14 protein-coding genes are annotated in these 16,929 nt (G+C 60.1%); 6 read left to right on the top strand and 8 right to left on the bottom strand.

Annotated features, from left to right (window positions below):
* Positions 1-30: 30 nt before the first annotated feature.
* Complete coding sequence (locus AC0Z5Z_RS10605) at positions 31-855, bottom strand: energy transducer TonB (RefSeq protein WP_252886465.1); 825 nt, start codon at positions 853-855, stop codon at positions 31-33.
* Positions 856-1,925: 1,070 nt separating this feature from the next.
* Between AC0Z5Z_RS10605 and AC0Z5Z_RS10600 the strand changes: the two genes are divergently transcribed.
* Positions 1,926-2,549: a glutathione S-transferase N-terminal domain-containing protein gene (locus AC0Z5Z_RS10600; protein ID WP_252886464.1), complete on the top strand. Its 624-nt coding sequence runs from the start codon at positions 1,926-1,928 to the stop codon at positions 2,547-2,549.
* A gap of 178 nt (positions 2,550-2,727) precedes the next feature.
* Here AC0Z5Z_RS10600 and AC0Z5Z_RS10595 read toward each other — a convergent pair whose 3' ends face one another.
* Entirely contained in the window at positions 2,728-3,168 is a 441-nt protein-coding gene (locus tag AC0Z5Z_RS10595) for a CBS domain-containing protein (RefSeq protein WP_041477195.1), read from the bottom strand.
* Between the two features lie 339 nt (positions 3,169-3,507).
* On the opposite strand from AC0Z5Z_RS10595, the gene AC0Z5Z_RS10590 reads away from it, so the two are divergent.
* Positions 3,508-5,868: a DNA polymerase II gene (locus tag AC0Z5Z_RS10590; protein WP_315435401.1), complete on the top strand. Its 2,361-nt coding sequence runs from the start codon at positions 3,508-3,510 to the stop codon at positions 5,866-5,868.
* Here AC0Z5Z_RS10590 and AC0Z5Z_RS10585 read toward each other — a convergent pair.
* The 3 genes from AC0Z5Z_RS10585 to AC0Z5Z_RS10575 form a co-directional block, all read right to left on the bottom strand.
* Positions 5,833-6,303: a DUF1810 domain-containing protein gene (locus AC0Z5Z_RS10585; RefSeq protein WP_056788700.1), complete on the bottom strand. Its 471-nt coding sequence runs from the start codon at positions 6,301-6,303 to the stop codon at positions 5,833-5,835. The genes AC0Z5Z_RS10590 and AC0Z5Z_RS10585 overlap by 36 nt on opposite strands.
* Positions 6,304-6,327: 24 nt before the next feature.
* Positions 6,328-7,149 (bottom strand): aldo/keto reductase, encoded by an 822-nt coding sequence (locus tag AC0Z5Z_RS10580; RefSeq protein ID WP_252884508.1) that lies wholly within the window; start codon positions 7,147-7,149, stop codon positions 6,328-6,330.
* Between the two features lie 249 nt (positions 7,150-7,398).
* Positions 7,399-8,547, bottom strand: coding sequence for an aldose epimerase family protein (locus tag AC0Z5Z_RS10575; RefSeq protein WP_485611030.1), 1,149 nt, complete (start codon positions 8,545-8,547; stop codon positions 7,399-7,401).
* A 338-nt stretch (positions 8,548-8,885) separates the two neighbouring features.
* On the opposite strand from AC0Z5Z_RS10575, the gene AC0Z5Z_RS10570 reads away from it, so the two are divergent.
* From AC0Z5Z_RS10570 to AC0Z5Z_RS10560, 3 genes are all read left to right on the top strand, one after another.
* A complete protein-coding gene (locus tag AC0Z5Z_RS10570) occupies positions 8,886-9,635 on the top strand; it encodes a hypothetical protein (RefSeq protein WP_056788708.1) in 750 nt (249 codons plus the stop codon).
* 235 nt (positions 9,636-9,870) lie between these two features.
* Positions 9,871-10,656 carry a sulfite exporter TauE/SafE family protein gene (locus tag AC0Z5Z_RS10565; protein ID WP_125927590.1) on the top strand — a complete coding sequence of 262 codons (786 nt, stop codon included), beginning with the start codon at positions 9,871-9,873 and terminating at the stop codon, positions 10,654-10,656.
* 186 nt (positions 10,657-10,842) lie between these two features.
* On the top strand, positions 10,843-11,403 hold the full coding sequence (locus AC0Z5Z_RS10560; protein WP_116659119.1) for a DUF4174 domain-containing protein: 561 nt from the start codon (positions 10,843-10,845) through the stop codon (positions 11,401-11,403).
* Positions 11,404-11,685: 282 nt separating this feature from the next.
* On the opposite strand, the gene ampC is transcribed toward AC0Z5Z_RS10560, so the two are convergent.
* Positions 11,686-12,852 (bottom strand): class C beta-lactamase, encoded by a 1,167-nt coding sequence (gene ampC, locus AC0Z5Z_RS10555; protein WP_485611029.1) that lies wholly within the window; start codon positions 12,850-12,852, stop codon positions 11,686-11,688.
* A gap of 160 nt (positions 12,853-13,012) precedes the next feature.
* Between ampC and AC0Z5Z_RS10550 the strand changes: the two genes are divergently transcribed.
* Positions 13,013-13,885 carry a LysR family transcriptional regulator gene (locus tag AC0Z5Z_RS10550; protein WP_485611028.1) on the top strand — a complete coding sequence of 291 codons (873 nt, stop codon included), beginning with the start codon at positions 13,013-13,015 and terminating at the stop codon, positions 13,883-13,885.
* A gap of 129 nt (positions 13,886-14,014) precedes the next feature.
* Here the strand turns inward: AC0Z5Z_RS10550 and gudD are convergent, their stop codons facing one another.
* Both gudD and AC0Z5Z_RS10540 read right to left on the bottom strand, forming a co-directional pair.
* A complete protein-coding gene (gudD, locus tag AC0Z5Z_RS10545; protein WP_485611027.1) occupies positions 14,015-15,358 on the bottom strand; it encodes a glucarate dehydratase in 1,344 nt (447 codons plus the stop codon).
* A gap of 25 nt (positions 15,359-15,383) precedes the next feature.
* Positions 15,384-16,730, bottom strand: coding sequence for an MFS transporter (locus tag AC0Z5Z_RS10540; RefSeq protein ID WP_024013478.1), 1,347 nt, complete (start codon positions 16,728-16,730; stop codon positions 15,384-15,386).
* Positions 16,731-16,929: the final 199 nt, after the last annotated feature.

The raw sequence follows: 16,929 nt of genomic DNA, 5'->3' as shown, positions 1-16,929 counted from the left end.
GCGTTAATCAGTAATGAGTCGGTTGTGCCGTCATTGCGGCAATTTGAAATCGATGGTCTGGGTGGCGAAGCCGTCGATCGGCGTGTCACCGCGCTTGGCCGGAATGAACTTCCAGTTCTTCACCGCCGCGACGGCCGCCTCATCCAGTTGCGGTTTGCCGCTGGACTTGGTCACCGTCACCGCACCGGCACGGCCGTTAGCCAGCACCTGAATGCGCAGCACCACGCTGCCTTCCCAATTGCGGCGCAGCGCCAGCGACGGGTATTCCGGCGGCGGGTTGCCAAGGCTGGCCAGGCCGGAAATCGCCGCCGACTCCTTGACCGGAGCGGGCGCAGCAGGTGGTGCCGGTGGTGCGCTCGGTGTCGTCGGCGCCGCAGGTGCGGCAGGTTGCGCCGGGGCTGGCGGTGCTTTCGGTGGCTCGACTTTCTTCACCGGTTTGGGTTTCTCGACCGGTTTTGGTTTTTCGATTGGCTTGGGCTTCTCCACCGGTTTGGGCGGCGGCTTCACCGCGTCCTCGTCTTCCACCGGCTGCTCGGGTTCCGGCGGCGGTGGAGGCGGGGGCGGCGGTGGTGGTTCCGGTGTCGGTGGGGCCGGAGGCGTCGGGCTGGTCAGCTCGACGGTCATTTCCGGAATTTCCGGCGGCGTCGGCAGTGGCTCCGGCCGCGCCTGATGGAAGAACCACCACGCGCCGCCGTGTATCAGCGCCGACACGGCGATCAGCAAGAGCATCTGTGGTTTGTTCAACCCGCCGGGTCGTGACGTGTTGGCTGTAAACGCCGGCCTGCCCGTTGCCGGCGGGACCGGCGCTTGCCGCAACGGCCCGGGCAGGGTTTTGTGCTTTACCGCATCGTTCATTAAAGCTCCCTCGGGTCAGATGAAGGGCAATAAGGTGCCGTCCGAACATATGGCTGATGTTCGAGTGAGTGGGTGCAACTTTCTTCAAGGTGTACGCGAGCCGATAGTTGGACTATCTGTTTAAACGGCCTCGAACAAACTTATTGGCTTATTAGTATCTATATCGATTGTTCATTATCCATTCCGTGGCTTGTTGTTGTGTGGAGACGTGAGCTGTCTCAGGTTTGTTACAGTTTGCAACAGGTGTGCCAGATGTTGCTGAAACCGGTTGAGCGCATATCTTCGGTATTGCTCATGTCGCATTTATATAAGTTTCAAGTTCGCCCGCTGTTTATTCGGCGCGAAGTGGTCCTCAAGTCCTCGCAGAAGGGCTTTTTCCAGAGCGAGTCAGAGGGAACGCTGTATCACGCCAATCGACGGGATAGAGCGGCTGCTCGGTGATCAGGCTTAGCACCTATCGGTGCGTAGCGAATCGATTTGGTGCAGGTCAGTCATTCAGCGGCTCACGGGACAAGTTCCTTATTTTGATTCTGGAGTATTGGTAACTGCATCACATTTGGGCGTGCGCTTTTGGTGCAACTTCAATGGCAGCAAGTTATTGTTCGACAATCTTGCTAGGCCGCCTTTTATTCATAGGGTATTTAAAAAATAAATAACACTTGGCGCCCGGCGATCGCTCGATCGCCAGGCACGCAAAGTGTGCATTGGGTTTCAGGTAATAAAGGAGAAGCGCGCCAGGCTGAATAGGTTCGGCTGAACTTGCGGCTGGATTTGCGAGTAAGTCGGGTATGTCGTACGGCGGAGCATTTGAAGATTCACGGGTGAACTCCTTGTTGCCAGCTCGGACAGGCGAACTTTTGGTTCGCTGTCGCACCTTACAAGAACGCGGATAGCGTTCGATGAATGCTCTTGGTGCGGGATGGGCACCGCCAGCGCTGATTGGCGAAGGTCGATTTCGCAAGTCGGCAGTGCATGGGAAAAACGTGCCAATCACGACACATTTGCAGAATTTTCTACGTCAGGCCAGCCAGCCATCTACCCTGTGCAAAGGCCTTATCGGGGGAACGGACATGTACCAGCTCTACGGTCACAAGAATTCCGGCGCGGCCGCCATCGAGGCGGCACTGGAGTTGTGCCAGATCGCCTATCGCTTCATTGATACCGAAGCCAGCGCCGAGGCTGACGAGGCGCTGAGCAAACTCAATCCGTTGAAACAGATACCGACCTTGCAACTGCCGGACGGCAGCGCCATGACCGAAAGTGCGGCGATCCTGATTCACCTGGGCTTGACGTTTCCCAAGTCCGGCCTGCTGCCGAGCGAGGCAGCCGATCGTGATCAGGCGATTCGCGGTCTCGCCTACATCGTCAGCAATTGCTACGCAGCGGTTGGCATCATCGATTACCCCGAGCGCTGGCTGAGCGCGCCTGACGAGAGCGCACGGCAAAACCTGATCGCCGGCACGCGCCAGCGCCTGCACTTCAGTTGGGAGGTGTTTGCCGATCAGTTTTCCGGGGAGCTGTATCTGGATGATGAAACGCCCGGTGCACTGGATGTGCTGGCGGCCGTGGTGAGCCGCTGGGCCGGCAGCCGCGAACACCTGCGCCAGACCCGCCCGGGCTTTTATGCATGGCTGCAAAGGATCGACCGGCACCCGGTGCTGGCACCGGTGTTCGAGCGGCACTGGCCGGCCTGACAGGCGCGATCGTTCCCACGCTCTGCGTGGGAATGCCTCAACGGACGCTCCGCGTTCGGCTCTAGAGGGACGCGGAGCGTCCCGGGCTGCATTCCCACGCAGAGCGTGGGAACGATCATCACTGACCTGGCGCATTCGCGAGCAGGCTCGCTCCCACAAGGGGATCACGGCGGTGGGCTCAGTCGCCGCGAATGTACTGCTCCAGCTGTTTGATCAGTTCGGCCTGTTCCGCAATCGCCTCCTTCACCAGGTCGCCGATCGACAACAGGCCGATCAACTGGCCGTCCTCGACCACCGGCAAGTGGCGCAGGCGTTTGTCCGACATGATGCCAAGGCAGGTGTCGACGGTTTGTCGGGTATCCACGGTGATCACGTCCTTGACCATGATGTCGCGCACTGGCGTACCGACCGAAGAGCGCCCGTGCAGCACCAGTTTGCGTGCATAGTCGCGCTCGCTGATGATGCCGACCACTTTGTCGTCTTCGACCACCAGCAAGGCGCCGACGTTTTTCTCGGCCATCTTCATCAGCGCTTCGAGCACCATGTGATCGGGTTTGATCTGGTGCACTTCCTGATTTTTCTGATCTTTGAGCTTGAGCAGTTGGGCGACGGTCTTCATGGCGGTTACTCAGGTGTTGTCGTTGTTCATCAAGCATCGTAGACGCAGCTGCGCAGAGCAAGGTGGCAAAGCGGCAGTTAGCGTGCAAAAAACGCCATTTGCCGGAAAAAACTTCTTTGTATCGGTGAATGAAGCATCTGTGGTTAGAGAATTTATATGTAACAAGGGGGATTATCTTTGGCAGAGGATTTATCTGTGGCGAGGGGATTTATCCCCGCTGGCCTGCGCAGCAGGCCCTTTCATTAAAAGCGGGGCCGCTTCGCGGCCAGCGGGGATAAATCCCCTCGCCACAAATGCTGCGTAGAATGGCGTTCTGATTGAAACGTTGAGGTCGCATTGGTGGATTTACAGCAGGGCTTCGTCCTGACCCGGCATTGGCGCGATACGCCGGCCGGCACCGAAGTCGAGTTCTGGCTGGCAACGGACGCCGGGCCGCGCCGCGTGCGTCTGGCGCATCAGCCGTCGGTCGCATTTATTCCCGCCGCACAGCGAGAAGCAGCCGAGCGTCTGCTGCACGATGAAAAGAATGTAGAGCTGCGACCGTTGGCCTTGCTCGATTTTCAGCATCGTCCGGTGCTCGGTCTGTATTGCCAGCAGCACGGCCAGTTGATGCGCCTCGAAACCGCGCTGAACCGCGCCGGCATCGATGTTTTTGAAGCCGACGTGCGCCCACCGGAACGCTATCTGATGGAGCGCTTCATCACCGCGCCGGTGCTGTTCGGCGGCACGCCTGATGCTGACGGCGTGCTGATCAACGCCCAACTGAAACCCGACCCCATTTACCGGCCGAAACTGCGCTTGGTCTCACTCGACATCGAGACCACCGAAAACGGCGAGCTGTATTCCATCGCGCTGGAAGGCTGTGGCGAGCGCCAGGTGTACATGCTCGGCGCGCCGAATGGCGATGCCAGCATTGTCGATTTCGACCTTGAATACTGCGATTCGCGCACGCTCATTCTGAAGAAGCTCAACGACTGGTTCGCCCGCCACGACCCTGACGCGATCATTGGCTGGAACGTTGTGCAGTTCGACCTGCGCATCCTCCATGAACACGCGCGGCGTCTCGGCGTGCCGCTGAAGATCGGTCGTGGCGGCGAAGAAATGCAGTGGCGCGAGCACGGCAGCCGCAATCACTACTTCGCCTCGGCAGCGGGGCGGCTGATCATCGATGGCATCGAGTCGTTGCGTTCGGCGACCTGGAGTTTTCCCTCGTTCAGCCTGGAAAACGTCGCGCAGACCCTGCTCGGCGAAGGCAAGGCGATCAACAACCCATACCAGCGCATGGACGAGATCAACCGCATGTTCGCCGAGGACAAACCGGCGCTGGCCAAATACAACCTCAAGGACTGCGAGCTGGTCACGCGGATCTTCGCCAAGACCGAACTGCTGACGTTTTTGCTCGAACGCGCCAGCGTCACCGGACTGCCGGCCGACCGCAGCGGCGGTTCGGTCGCCGCGTTCACCCATTTGTACATGCCGTTGATGCACCGCCAGGGCTTCGTTGCACCCAATCTGGGCACCAATCCACCGCAGGCCAGCCCCGGCGGGTTTGTCATGGATTCACGCCCGGGGCTTTACGAATCGGTGTTGGTCCTCGATTACAAAAGCCTTTACCCGTCGATCATCCGCACCTTTCTGATCGACCCGGTGGGCTTGATCGAGGGCCTGCAACACCCGGATGACGCCGACTCGGTGCCGGGCTTCCGTGGCGCCCGTTTCTCGCGCAGCCGACATTGTCTGCCGTCCATCGTGGCGCGGGTGGCCGAAGGGCGCGAAACCGCCAAGCGCGAGCACAATGCGCCGCTGTCCCAGGCGTTAAAGATCATCATGAACGCCTTCTACGGCGTGCTCGGCTCCAGTGGTTGCCGTTTTTTCGATACCCGGCTCGCCTCGTCGATCACTTTGCGCGGCCACGAAATCATGCTGCGCACCCGCCAGTTGATCGAAGAACAGGGCCACGCGGTCATTTACGGCGACACCGATTCAACCTTCGTCTGGCTGCGCAGTCTGCACGGCCAGGAAGAAGCAGCGCAGATCGGCCATGCGCTGGTCAAGCACGTCAACGATTGGTGGCGCGCGCATGTGCGCGAGGAATACGGGCTGGAAAGCGCGCTGGAATTGCAGTTCGAGATTCACTACAAGCGCTTTCTGATGCCGACGATTCGCGGCGCCGAGGAGGGCAGCAAGAAGCGCTACGCCGGCCTCGTTACCCGCGCCGATGGCAGCGAAGAAATGGTCTACAAGGGCCTGGAGACCGTGCGCACCGACTGGTCGCTGCTGGCCCGGCAATTTCAGCAGGAGCTGTATGAGCGGATTTTCCAGCGCAAGCCGTATCAGGATTACGTGCGCGACTACGTGCGCAAGACGCTCGCTGGCGAGTTCGACGATCGGCTGATCTACCGCAAGCGCCTGCGCCGCACCCTCGACGACTACGAACGCAATGTGCCGCCGCACGTCCGCGCGGCGCGGCTGGCCGACGAATACAATGCCGAGCACGGGCGGCCACGGCAATATCAGAACGGCGGCTGGATCAGCTACGTCATCACCCTGGCCGGCCCGGAGCCGCTGGAGGTACGCCGCGCCGCCATCGACTACGACCACTACATCACCCGCCAATTGCAACCGGTAGCGGATGCGATTCTGCCGTTTGTCGACGACGACTTCTCAACCCTGATCGGTGGGCAACTGGGCCTGTTTTGAGTCGAGCAATTGCAGCGTCCATTCATCGAGAATGCCGTGGAAGTACCGCTCCAGTGCCTGATGGAACAGGCTGTCCTCGGCGCTGAACTGGGCGAACAGAGTCATCGAAGAATGAAATTTCAGGTCATCGGGATGGCCGAAAATGTCTGCAATCGAGCGCTGCGGCACATTCAGCACCAGTTGCGTGCAGGTGCGCAGCCGCGCCCCGAGCAGCTCGTGGGCCAGATAGGCCTGGGCTTCCTCGGCTGAACCAATGGCAAAGCGCCGGGCCATCTCGCTGCCGCCCAACCCGGCGAACTGCGGGAAGACGAACCACATCCAGTGGCTGCGCTTGCGGCCCGTCTCGAGTTCACGCTGGACCCGTTCGAACACCGGGTCCTGAGCCTGGACAAAACGTTGCAGGTTGTACGGGTCGTGCAGATCTGTGCTTCTCATGGCGAAGCCCTCACAGTCGGCAGCTCAGACCATGGCCAGCCGCTGCTTGCGTTGTGGCGCCGGGAACACCTTGTCCAGCGCCGTCAGATCCCCGGCGTCGAGTTGCAACTGCGCCGCCTCGGCATTGAGTTGCACATGCTCCGGGCGCACAGCCTTGGGAATCGCAATCACGCCGTCCTGGCGCAGGAGCCACGCCAGTGAAATCTGCGCCGGGGTGGCGTTGTAACGACTGGCAATGTCCTGCAGAACCGGCTCGGCGAGCATCGCGCCGCCCTGGCCGATCGGGCAGTAAGCCATCAACGGCAGGCGCTGATGCTGGCACCACGGCAGCAGATCGAATTCGATGCCGCGCTCCTCGAGGTTGTACAGCACCTGATTGGTGGCGCAGGCCGAGCTGGACAGTTCATCGAGGTCATCGACATCGAAATTCGACACGCCCCAACGGCCGATCTTGCCGTCCTCGCGCAGGCGTTCGAAGGCTTCGACGGTTTCCTCCAGCGGATACTGACCGCGCCAGTGCAGCAGATACAGATCGATGTAGTCGGTGCCGAGCCGACGCAAACTGCGCTCGCAGGCTTGCGGGATGCCCTGGCGGCTGGCGTTGTGCGGGTAGACCTTGCTGACCAGAACGACTTGATCGCGCAGACCGGCGATGGCTTCGCCGACCACCGTTTCGGCACCGCCCTCGGCGTACATCTCGGCGGTGTCGATCAGGGTCATGCCCCGCTCGATGCCGGTGCGCAGCGCCGCCACTTCACGGCTGTGCGCCGAACGATCCTCGCCCATGCGCCAGGTGCCCTGACCAATCACGGGAACCTGTACGCCGGCCAATTCAAGAGTACGCATCCAAACCTCCTGCCTTAAAGAGTCGATATCTTTAGTGGGCAGCAGGATAGAGCAAGGGTTCCCGGAAGGAAGGAGGAGTCAAGGATGAAACCGGTCAATCGTGGCGAGGGGATTTATCCCCGCTGGGCTGCGAAGCAGCCCCGATCCTGCAACTCGCGCTGTATCAGACAGCGTTCTATTGCAGGTTTTTGGGGCTGCTTCGCATCCCAACGGGGATGAATCCCCTCGCCACAGGGGGAGCATGGCAGGTTACTTGGTGGAGAACTTCAGGATCACGCTGTGGGCGTAAGTCTGCCCCGGATCAAGCCGCGTGCTCGGGAAGTCCGGCTGGTTCGGCGAATCCGGGTAGTGCTGGGTCTCGAGGGTGAACGCGCCCCAGTGTGGATAGACCTTGCCGCCCTTGCCCTTGACCGTGCCGTCGAGGAAGTTGCTGGTATAGAACTGCACGCCCGGCTCGCTGGTGAACAGTTGCAGGACGCGTCCGGATTGCGGGTCGCTGACTTCGGTGGCGAGCTTGCTGACATCGCCCTTGGTGTCCAGCGCCCAGTTGAAATCGAAGCCGCCCTGTTTCGGCTCGGCGAACTTCAGCTGCGGATGATCAGCCTTGATGTGCGTGCCGATTGCCGTCGGTTTGCTGAAGTCCATCGGCGTACCGGCGACAGGCGCCAGCTCCCCGGTCGGGATCAGTTTGGCGGTGACTGGCGTGTAATGGCTGGAGTTGATCATGGCGACTTGCTTGAGAATATCGCCATTGCCGGCACCGGCCAGGTTGAAGTAGCTATGGTTGGTCAGGTTGAGCACGGTCGGCTTGTCGGTGCTGGCCTTGTAGTCGATGCGCAGCTCGTTGTTGTCGGTCAGGCGATAGGTGACTTCGGCGGTCAGATTGCCTGGGAAGCCCATCTCGCCGTCGGCCGAGAGGTAGGTCAGGGTTACGCCAACCGAATCCTTGTCCTTGGTTTCTTTGGCCTTCCAGACTTTCTTGTCGAAACCTTCGGGGCCGCCGTGCAGGGCGTTGGATTTGTCGTTCTGCGGCACTTGATAACGCTTGCCATCAAGTTCGAAAGCACCTTCGGCCAGGCGGTTGCCGAAACGGCCGATGGTCGCGCCGAAGTACGCGGTGCCTTTCTGATAGCCCTGCACATCGTCAAAACCCAAGACGACGTCGTCGAACTTGCCGTGTTTGTCAGCGACTTTCAGCGCTTGCAGGGTCGCGCCGTAGGTGATCACGGTGGCCTGCATGCCGTGGCTGTTGCGCAGGATGTACTGTTCGACAGGCGTGCCGTCATTGGTTTTGCCGAAGGCTTTGTGTTCGGCGGTCAGGCCCGCCGCGTTGGCGGAAAGGGTAGCGATCATCAGGGACAGTCCGAGGCCGGAGAGCAGGTGACGGGATTGAAGCATGGTTGACCTTCCTTTTTGTTGTTGTTTTCGCATTGACCGTAGGAGCTGCCGAAGGCTGCGATCTTTTGATCTTGATCTTGATTTTTATAAGCAAGATCAAAAGATCGCAGCCTTCGGCAGCTCCTACATGTCACTAGTCATGCTATTTGAGTCGAGAGAGAAGATTTATAGCGGATTTACCGCTGTTGGCAAATATAAAGTCCGACTAATTGACATGGCGAAAAGCGCCGAAGGTCGGCTCACCGCCCGGGCACTGCACTTTTTCGCAATCGGCGGCTCTATGCATGGCCAGGATGCGGTGACTCCCGCCGCACAGGAATGTGCCTGTCCGAGACTTCATGCCGAGTGTTTTTGCCCTGATCACCGTCGCTCACCGCCGCCCGTGCCTGCTGCTGGCCTGCCTGTTGTCGCTGTTGCTCAGCGGCTGCAGCCATCAGAACGGCAATGGATTTTTCAATCAGATACGAGAAGGGCAGCCGCAGGAATTTCTGCAGACCAGCGTCGACCGCATGGCCACCCTGGCGATGCGCGACAACCTCGACAGCCTCTATCGATTGATGGGCAAGCTTTACCTGCGCAACCCGGAAGAACTGCGCAAATCCGGTTTCCTCACCGTCAACGCCGCCGTGAAACAGGTGCGTCTCGCTGTCGAGCAACAGCAGCCGTTGCCCGTGCTGGGCGGGCGCAAGGACCTGGCGGCGCTGAGCTATGCGATGAGTCCGGAATTCCTCGGCGACCGCGTCGGCGCCTTCATCTATGCGATCGGCAGCATGCTGGTTACCGCTCACGGCAATCGCACCGAGTTCTACATGACCGACGCGATCAACCCGACTTTCGTGCACAACGCCGCGCGCAACATCGAAAAAGCCATGTGGATTCTGTCGCAACGACAAAACAAGGAAGGCCAGCCGTTGCTGTTCTCCAACGAAATCTCGGAGGAGGGCAGCAACCTCAGCTTCGCCACCGAATTCAGCAAAATCGTCGCGCGCCTGGATCTGCTCACGCAGATGCTCGATGAGCGCTATCGCAGGATCGGCCTGAATTACGCGCAGAGCCTGCTGTTCTTGAATTTCCTGCCGGTGCAGTGAGCCCGGCAGGTTTTCTGTAGCGCCAGGGGCCACTGTGGGAGCGAGCCTGCTCGCGAATGCGTTGCGTCATTCAACTCATCGGTCGGCTGACACCCCCTTCGCGAGCAGGCTCGCTCCCACAGGTAACTGCAGCAAATTCGATATGGCATAACGATAGACCGCATCGATATATGTGGTTATAAGAAAAATCGCTATGCTGCGGGCCAGATTTTCCTGTCGTTTTCTGGACGTTTGAATGGAATTGGCAAATTTCGGCCTGGTGATTGCCGGGCTGGTGGTGGGGTTTATCGTCGGCATGACCGGTGTGGGCGGCGGTTCGTTGATGACGCCGATCCTGCTGTGGTTCGGCATCAACCCGGCGACGGCGGTGGGTACGGACCTGCTGTACGCCGCGATCACCAAATCCAGCGGCGTCCTCGTTCACAAGAAGAACAAGAACATCGACTGGGCGATCACCGGCTGGCTGACCCTCGGCAGTGTGCCAGCCGTGGCCATGACCCTGTGGTTCCTCAGCACCCTGCACACCGCGCCGGACGCGATGAACGCCATTATCAAACAGGCGCTCGGTTTCGTCCTCTTCGCCACGGCGCTGGCGATTTTCTTCAAAAAACGCTTGCTCGAATTCGCCCACAAACGCGCGGGTGGCAACTACAACCCGAGCGGTTCGCGCCTGAATATCATGACGGTGATCACCGGTCTGATCCTTGGCACCATGGTCGCCCTGACCTCGATCGGCGCCGGCGCACTGGGCACCGTCGCCTTGTTCATCCTCTACCCGCTACTGCCAACCCGGCGCCTGGTCGGCACCGAAATCGCCCACGCCGTACCCCTGACCCTCGTCGCCGGCCTCGGCCACGCAAGCATGGGCAACATGGATTGGGGCGTGCTGGGCTTCCTGCTGATGGGCTCGCTGCCAGGCATCTGGCTCGGCAGCCACCTGACCGGTCGCATCTCCGACGAAGTCCTGCGCCCGTGCCTGGCGACGATGCTGGTGTTGATTGGTTACAAGTTGGCGTTCTGATTCAGCCTGGAAAAAACACTTCCTGTGCAGCGGCCGTAGGGAGGTGCCGATGATCGCTTACGTCATGTTGCGCAAAGTTCTCCCTGACCTAAGCTTCTGACAGGGCAATGCCTTTTTGCCAGACGCCGCCGGAACAATCGCCACGATGCGCAATCAGTAGTGCGTGGATATCAAAAGGAGATGCGCATGCTCATCAGGTCCCTGACCCTGACCCTCTTGCTGGCAATCGCCGGCCCCCTGTTCGCCGCTGACAGCGATTCACCCCTGGCCGGGGACGTGGGCCGCGCCCGTCCGCTGATCGTGATTGCGCAAAGCACCGTTGACCCGGTGTGGCTGAGCCTGAAAAAGTCACTGGAAGACCCGGCCAACAAAAAGGGCGTCACCGACCGCAACATCAAGGTCTACACCATCCTCAGCATGTCCGGCCAGCTCGACGGCAAGGACATGGGCCAGCAGGACACCATGGCCCTGCTGCGCTCGCTGAAGCTCGGCGCCGGCGCTTATCCAAAAGTGTTCCTGGTGGGCAAGGACGGCGAAACCAAGCTCTCCGCCTCGGGTGACGAAGCCAAGGCATTGAGCCTGGCGAAAATCTTCGAAACCATCGACGCCATGCCCATGGCCGAAAAAGAAGCCGCCGCTGCGGCCGCCGCACAAACGCCTGCCGCCACCGAGCCGGAACCGGCCAAAGGCGCGAAGGGCAGCAAACCGGCAAAACCGAGCAAGCCGCCGCAGATGCCGGATGATTGATTGCGCGTTGCGTGAGTGAAGCAAAATCCCTGTGGGAGCTGGTAGACCAGCTCCCACATTTTTTTGTGAAGTGCACAGTTCAAATGTGGGAGCGAGCCTGCTCGCGATAGCGGTTTTTCAGGCGCTGAAAGGTGACTGATCGAGCGCATTCGCGAGCAGGCTCGCTCCCACAAGTCATCTTCTGATCGAAAGTTGTTGCAGCCTGCGACACCTCCAACGTTAACCGAGTGAAAACCCGATCCTGTAGGAGCCGCAGAAGGCTCGGGCTGCGATCTTTTGCTCTTAATCCGCCAACGCCGCGAAAACCGTGTGCGCAATCTTCACCCGTTCGACGTTCGGGTAATTCTTGTTGGCCAGAATCACGATGCCCATGTCCCGCGACGGCACGAACGCTACATACGCACCAAAGCCCCGCGTAGAACCGCTTTTGTTGAACAGCACATTGGCCGGCTCAGCTTGCGGTGGGGTCAGCCACTCGACTTTGTGAGGTTCCATGGCCATGGGGGTCGAGTTGCCGTTTTGCAGTTTTTCCAAAGTGATCGGGTAGGCGTAGCTTTCCCAGCCCAGGCCTTGGGTCATGTCGCCGACGCGGTAATAACCGATGTGGGTGTTGGCGATGGCTTGGTGCAGATCAGGCGCAAGGCTGGCCGGTTTCAGTTGTGCCTGGACGTAACGCAGCAGGTCGGCGGCGCTGGTTTTGATGCCGTAGGCCTCGGCGTCAAGGGCGCCGGGGCTGACGCGCACGGGTTGGTCGGCGCTGTCGTAGCCTTGGGCGTAAAGCTTCGACTGCGCTGGCGCCACGCTGAGGAAGGTGTGCTGCAAACCGAGTTTCGGCAGCAGGGATTGGGTCATTGACTGCTCGAACGGTTGGCCGAGGCTTTTCGCCGTCAGGTAGCCGAACAGGCCCAGGCTCGGGTTGGAATACAGGCGATGGCTGCCGGCGGGAAATTGCGGTTTCCACTGTTGGTAATAGCCGAGCATCTTGTCGGAAGAATCCGCCTCGGCAGGAAATTGCAGCGGCAGACCGCCAGCACTGTAGGTGCCCAGTTGCAGCACGCTGATGTTGTCGAAGGCGCTGCCCTTGAGCTCCGGCCAGAGCTGGCTGGCCTTGCTCGACAGGTCGAGTTTGCCGGTGGCCTGGGCGTAACCCGCGAGGGTGGCGGTGAAGGTTTTACTCACCGAGCCGACTTCGAACAGGGTGTTTTCACTGACTTTTTGCCCGGTGTCTTTGGCAGCGACTCCGTAATTAAAGTAATGCACCTGGTCGTTCAGGGTGATCGCTACGGTCAGCCCCGGGATGTTGTTTTGCTGCATCACCGGGGTGACGGCTTGGCTGACCAGTGCCTGCAATTGCGCATCCGTCGGCGTTGCGGCATGACAGGCAACGCTGCCGAAGAACAGTGCGAAAGCGCTGTGGGAAAAGACCTTGCTCGGGTTGAAGGAACACATGAGTGAATCACTCTCCATGAGTGTCGTTTGTTGTATCCCGCTACACTGCGGGTGATTTTTTCATCGGGCGGCTGATCAGCGCGGTTAATTTAGGCACTTTGCCGACCTTCGACAAACGATGAAAACTCGCACGAACCCTTAGAAAAATTTGGGACAACCCATGATTCGACCGCAACTGCCGCTCAACGCTCTGCGCGCGTTTGAAGCCTCGGCACGTCATCTGAGCTTCACCCGCGCCGCCGTCGAACTGTGCGTAACGCAGGCAGCGGTCAGCCATCAGGTCAAAAGCCTGGAAGCGCAGCTCAACCTGACCCTGTTCAAACGCCTGCCCCGTGGGCTGATGCTGACCAGTGAAGGCGAAACCTTGCTGCCGGTGCTCAGCACCTCATTCGATCACATTGCGCAGATGCTCGAGCGTCTGGCTGGTGGGCAGTATCGCGACATGTTGACGGTCGGCGCGGTGGGCACGTTTGCGGTGGGTTGGCTGTTGCCGAGACTGGCGGATTTTCGCGGGAAATATCCGCTGATCGATTTACGCCTCTCGACGAATAACAACCGGGTCGATGTGGCGGCGGAAGGGCTGGATTACGCGATTCGGTTCGGCGCTGGCGCCTGGCATGGCATTGAGGCGACACGCTTGCTCGATGCGCCGTTGTCGGTGTTATGCGTGCCGGAGATTGCCCGGCAACTGCACGCGCCGGCGGACTTGTTGCAGCAGACCTTGCTGCGTTCCTATCGCACTGATGAATGGCCGCAGTGGTTTCAGGCGGCGGGCCTGGCGACCCAGGCTGCGCCACCGCAAAGCATCGTCTTCGATTCGTCGCTGGCGATGATTGAAACGGCGTTGCAGGGCGGCGGCGTGGCGTTGGCGCCGCCGCTGATGTTCGCCCGGCAACTGGCAGCGGATGCGATCTGCCAGCCGTTCGCGATCGAGATCACCACCGGCAGTTACTGGCTGACGCGGTTGCAGTCGCGAGCGGAAACGGTGGCGATGAAAGCGTTCAAAACCTGGCTACTGCAAGTTTCTGCCTGACACAAACCCCCCCCTTGTGGGAGCGAGCCTGCTCGCGAAAGCGGTGCATCAGCGACAGCACTATCGACTGACCTGACGCCTTCGCGAGCAGGCTCGCTCCCACAATTGAAATCAGCGGCGCCTGCTGGATCAACGCACCAGACACGGCCGCTTGTTATCGAATTTCCACCCCGGAATCAGGAACTGCATCGCCACGCTGTCATCCCGCGCGCCGAGGCCCATGCCTTTGTACAGTTCGTGGGCCTTGGCCATTTGATCCATGTCCAGTTCCACGCCCAGTCCCGGTTTCTGCGGCACCTGCACGCAGCCGTCGACAATTTGCAGCGGTGCCTTGGTCAGGCGCTGACCGTCCTGCCAGATCCAGTGGGTGTCGATGGCCGTGATCTCGCCGGGTGCGGCGGCGGCGACGTGGGTGAACATGGCCAGGGAAATATCGAAGTGGTTGTTGGAATGCGAGCCCCAGGTCAGGCCCCATTCGTGGCACATCTGCGCGACCCGCACCGAACCCTGCATGGTCCAGAAGTGCGGGTCGGCCAGCGGGATGTCCACTGACTGCAACTGAATCGCGTGGCCCATTTCTCGCCAGTCGGTGGCGATCATGTTGGTCGCGGTTTTCAGCCCGGTGGCGCGGCGGAATTCAGCCATGACTTCGCGCCCGGAATAACCGTTTTCCGCACCGCACGGGTCTTCGGCGTAGGCGAGCACTTGGTGCTGATCGCGGCACAGACGAATTGCTTCTTTCAGCGACCAGGCGCCGTTCGGATCGAGGGTGATCCGCGCGTCGGGGAAACGCTCGGCCAGTGCCGTGACCGCTTCGATTTCGGCATCGCCGCTGAGCACGCCGCCCTTGAGTTTGAAATCCTTGAAGCCGTATTTGGCATGCGCCGCCTCGGCCAGACGCACGACCGCTTCGGCGGTCATGGCTTTCTCGTGGCGCACGCGGAACCAGTCGTTGTCGGCGTCCGGTTCGCTGCGGTAGGCGAGATCGGTTTCGTGCTGATCGCCAACGTAAAACAGATAACCGAGCATTTTCACTTCGTCGCGTTGCTGACCTTCACCGAGCAGTGCCGCCACCGGCACGTCCAGATGTTGGCCGAGCAGGTCGAGGAGGGCGGCTTCCAGGCCGGTGACCGCGTGAATGGTGATGCGCAGGTCGAACGTCTGCAGACCACGGCCGCCGGCATCGCGGTCGGCGAAGGTCTGGCGCACTTGGTTGAGGATCTTCTGGTAGGTGCCGATCGGGCTGCCGACCACCAGATTGCGCGCGTCTTCCAGTGTCTGGCGAATGCGCTCGCCACCGGGCACTTCGCCGACGCCGGTATGGCCGGCGTTGTCCTTGAGGATGACGATGTTGCGGGTGAAAAACGGCCCGTGGGCGCCGCTCAGGTTGAGCAGCATGCCGTCGTGACCGGCCACCGGAATCACTTGCATGTCGGTGATGATCGGAGCTTTGGCGGTGTCGTGAACAGTCATTATTGTTTTCCTTGTCGAGACGAAGTCAGGCGTGTTTCGGCGCGGCGTCGGCCACAGCCTTTTCAGCAGCGGGTTTGGGCGTGGTGCGCGCAGCGAAGACGATGATTGCGGCGATGATCGAGGTCGCGGCCAGACCATAGAGGCCGCCCTGAATCGAGCCGGTGTGTTGCTCCAGCAGGCCAAAAGTGGTCGGTGCGACGAAGCCGCCGAGGTTGCCCACCGAGTTGATCAGCGCGATTACTGCCGCCGCAATGCGTGCATCCAGATAAGCCTGGGGAATCGGCCAGAACAGCGACGAGGCGGATTTGAAACCCAGCGCCGCAAAGCAGATCGCGACGAAGGCAAAGATCGGCCCGCCAGTGGTGGACATGAACATCCCCGCTGCTGCGATCAACAGGGCGGTGGCGACCCAAGCTTGTTGATGTTTCCACTTCGCCGACAGCGAGGCGAAGGCGTACATGCCGACGATCGACAGCAACCATGGAATCGAGTTGAACAGGCCGACCTGCACGTCGCTGAGTTCGCCCATCTTCTTGATGATGCTCGGCAGCCAGAAAGTCGCCGCATAAATGGTCAACTGAATGAAGAAGTAGATCAGGCAGAACAGAATGATCTGCCGGTCCTTGAGCAGTTTGCCCAGCGACGGCCGGATCGGCGTCGCGGCTTCGCGGGCCTTTTGCTCGTCGTCGATGGCGCTGACCAACGCATCCTGTTCGGCGCGGCTCAGCCATTTCGCGTCGTGGGGTTTGGCGTCCAGCCAGAACCAGACAAACACGCACAGGCACACCGAGAACATCCCCTCGATGAAGTACATCCATTGCCAGCCGTGCATGCCCAGCCCGTTGATCTGCAGGAGCAGACCGGACAGCGGGCCGGAGATCAGCGAGGCCACGGCAGAGCCGCTGAGGAAAATCGCGATCGCCTTGCCGCGCTCGACGCCGGGCAGCCAACGGGTGAAGTAATAAATCACCCCGGGAAAGAATCCGGCCTCGGCGACACCGAGCAGGAAACGCAGAATATAGAAGTGGGTTTCGTTCTGGATGAACGCCATGCAGGCCGCGACTATGCCCCAGGTGAACATGATGCGGGTCAGCCAGATCCGCGCGCCGACTTTTTGCAGAAGCATGTTGGACGGCACTTCGAACAGCGCGTAGCCGATGAAGAACAGCCCGGCGCCGAAGCCATAGGCGGCAGCACCAATGCCCAGATCGGTTTCCATGTGGGTGCGGACGAAGCCGATGTTCACCCGGTCAATGTAATTGACGATGAACATGATCACGAAGAGCGGCAGGACGTGGCGTTTGACTTTGGAGATGGCTGAGGCGAGCGTCGGGTCGACGCTGTCCTGCATCCCGGAGATGGAGGTTTTCACTGATGTTTCTCCCACTGATTATTTTTATGCGGGTAGGGCTGGGTGCTGCGTTGTTGCTAGACATCATACAACTGTAATTTTTTGTCCTACAAGTGGGGAGGGCGATCAAATTCTTCTGATTGTTCGGTTTTTTATGCGAAAACAGGATTTAAGCTTGTATTTATTGATTGTTGCGCCAGTCGAGCGGAGCGCCTTTTTG

It is taken from the genome of Pseudomonas sp. 1L-E-NC-VB-C3 (assembly GCF_057291535.1).
Note: the sequence above shows the minus strand (reverse complement) of the source record. Positions and strands in the feature narration are given on the sequence as shown.

Coding starts and splice junctions, on each gene's coding strand:
- ampC (WP_485611029.1), bottom strand. CDS start 12,852: ATGTGTTCCTTCAACCCGAGCAAGGTCTTTTCCCACAGCGCTTTCGCA.
- AC0Z5Z_RS10600 (WP_252886464.1), top strand. CDS start 1,926: ATGTACCAGCTCTACGGTCACAAGAATTCCGGCGCGGCCGCCATCGAG.
- AC0Z5Z_RS10565 (WP_125927590.1), top strand. CDS start 9,871: ATGGAATTGGCAAATTTCGGCCTGGTGATTGCCGGGCTGGTGGTGGGG.
- AC0Z5Z_RS10575 (WP_485611030.1), bottom strand. CDS start 8,547: ATGCTTCAATCCCGTCACCTGCTCTCCGGCCTCGGACTGTCCCTGATG.
- AC0Z5Z_RS10580 (WP_252884508.1), bottom strand. CDS start 7,149: ATGCGTACTCTTGAATTGGCCGGCGTACAGGTTCCCGTGATTGGTCAG.
- AC0Z5Z_RS10585 (WP_056788700.1), bottom strand. CDS start 6,303: ATGAGAAGCACAGATCTGCACGACCCGTACAACCTGCAACGTTTTGTC.
- AC0Z5Z_RS10605 (WP_252886465.1), bottom strand. CDS start 855: ATGAACGATGCGGTAAAGCACAAAACCCTGCCCGGGCCGTTGCGGCAA.
- AC0Z5Z_RS10570 (WP_056788708.1), top strand. CDS start 8,886: ATGCCGAGTGTTTTTGCCCTGATCACCGTCGCTCACCGCCGCCCGTGC.
- AC0Z5Z_RS10560 (WP_116659119.1), top strand. CDS start 10,843: ATGCTCATCAGGTCCCTGACCCTGACCCTCTTGCTGGCAATCGCCGGC.
- AC0Z5Z_RS10595 (WP_041477195.1), bottom strand. CDS start 3,168: ATGAAGACCGTCGCCCAACTGCTCAAGCTCAAAGATCAGAAAAATCAG.
- gudD (WP_485611027.1), bottom strand. CDS start 15,358: ATGACTGTTCACGACACCGCCAAAGCTCCGATCATCACCGACATGCAA.
- AC0Z5Z_RS10550 (WP_485611028.1), top strand. CDS start 13,013: ATGATTCGACCGCAACTGCCGCTCAACGCTCTGCGCGCGTTTGAAGCC.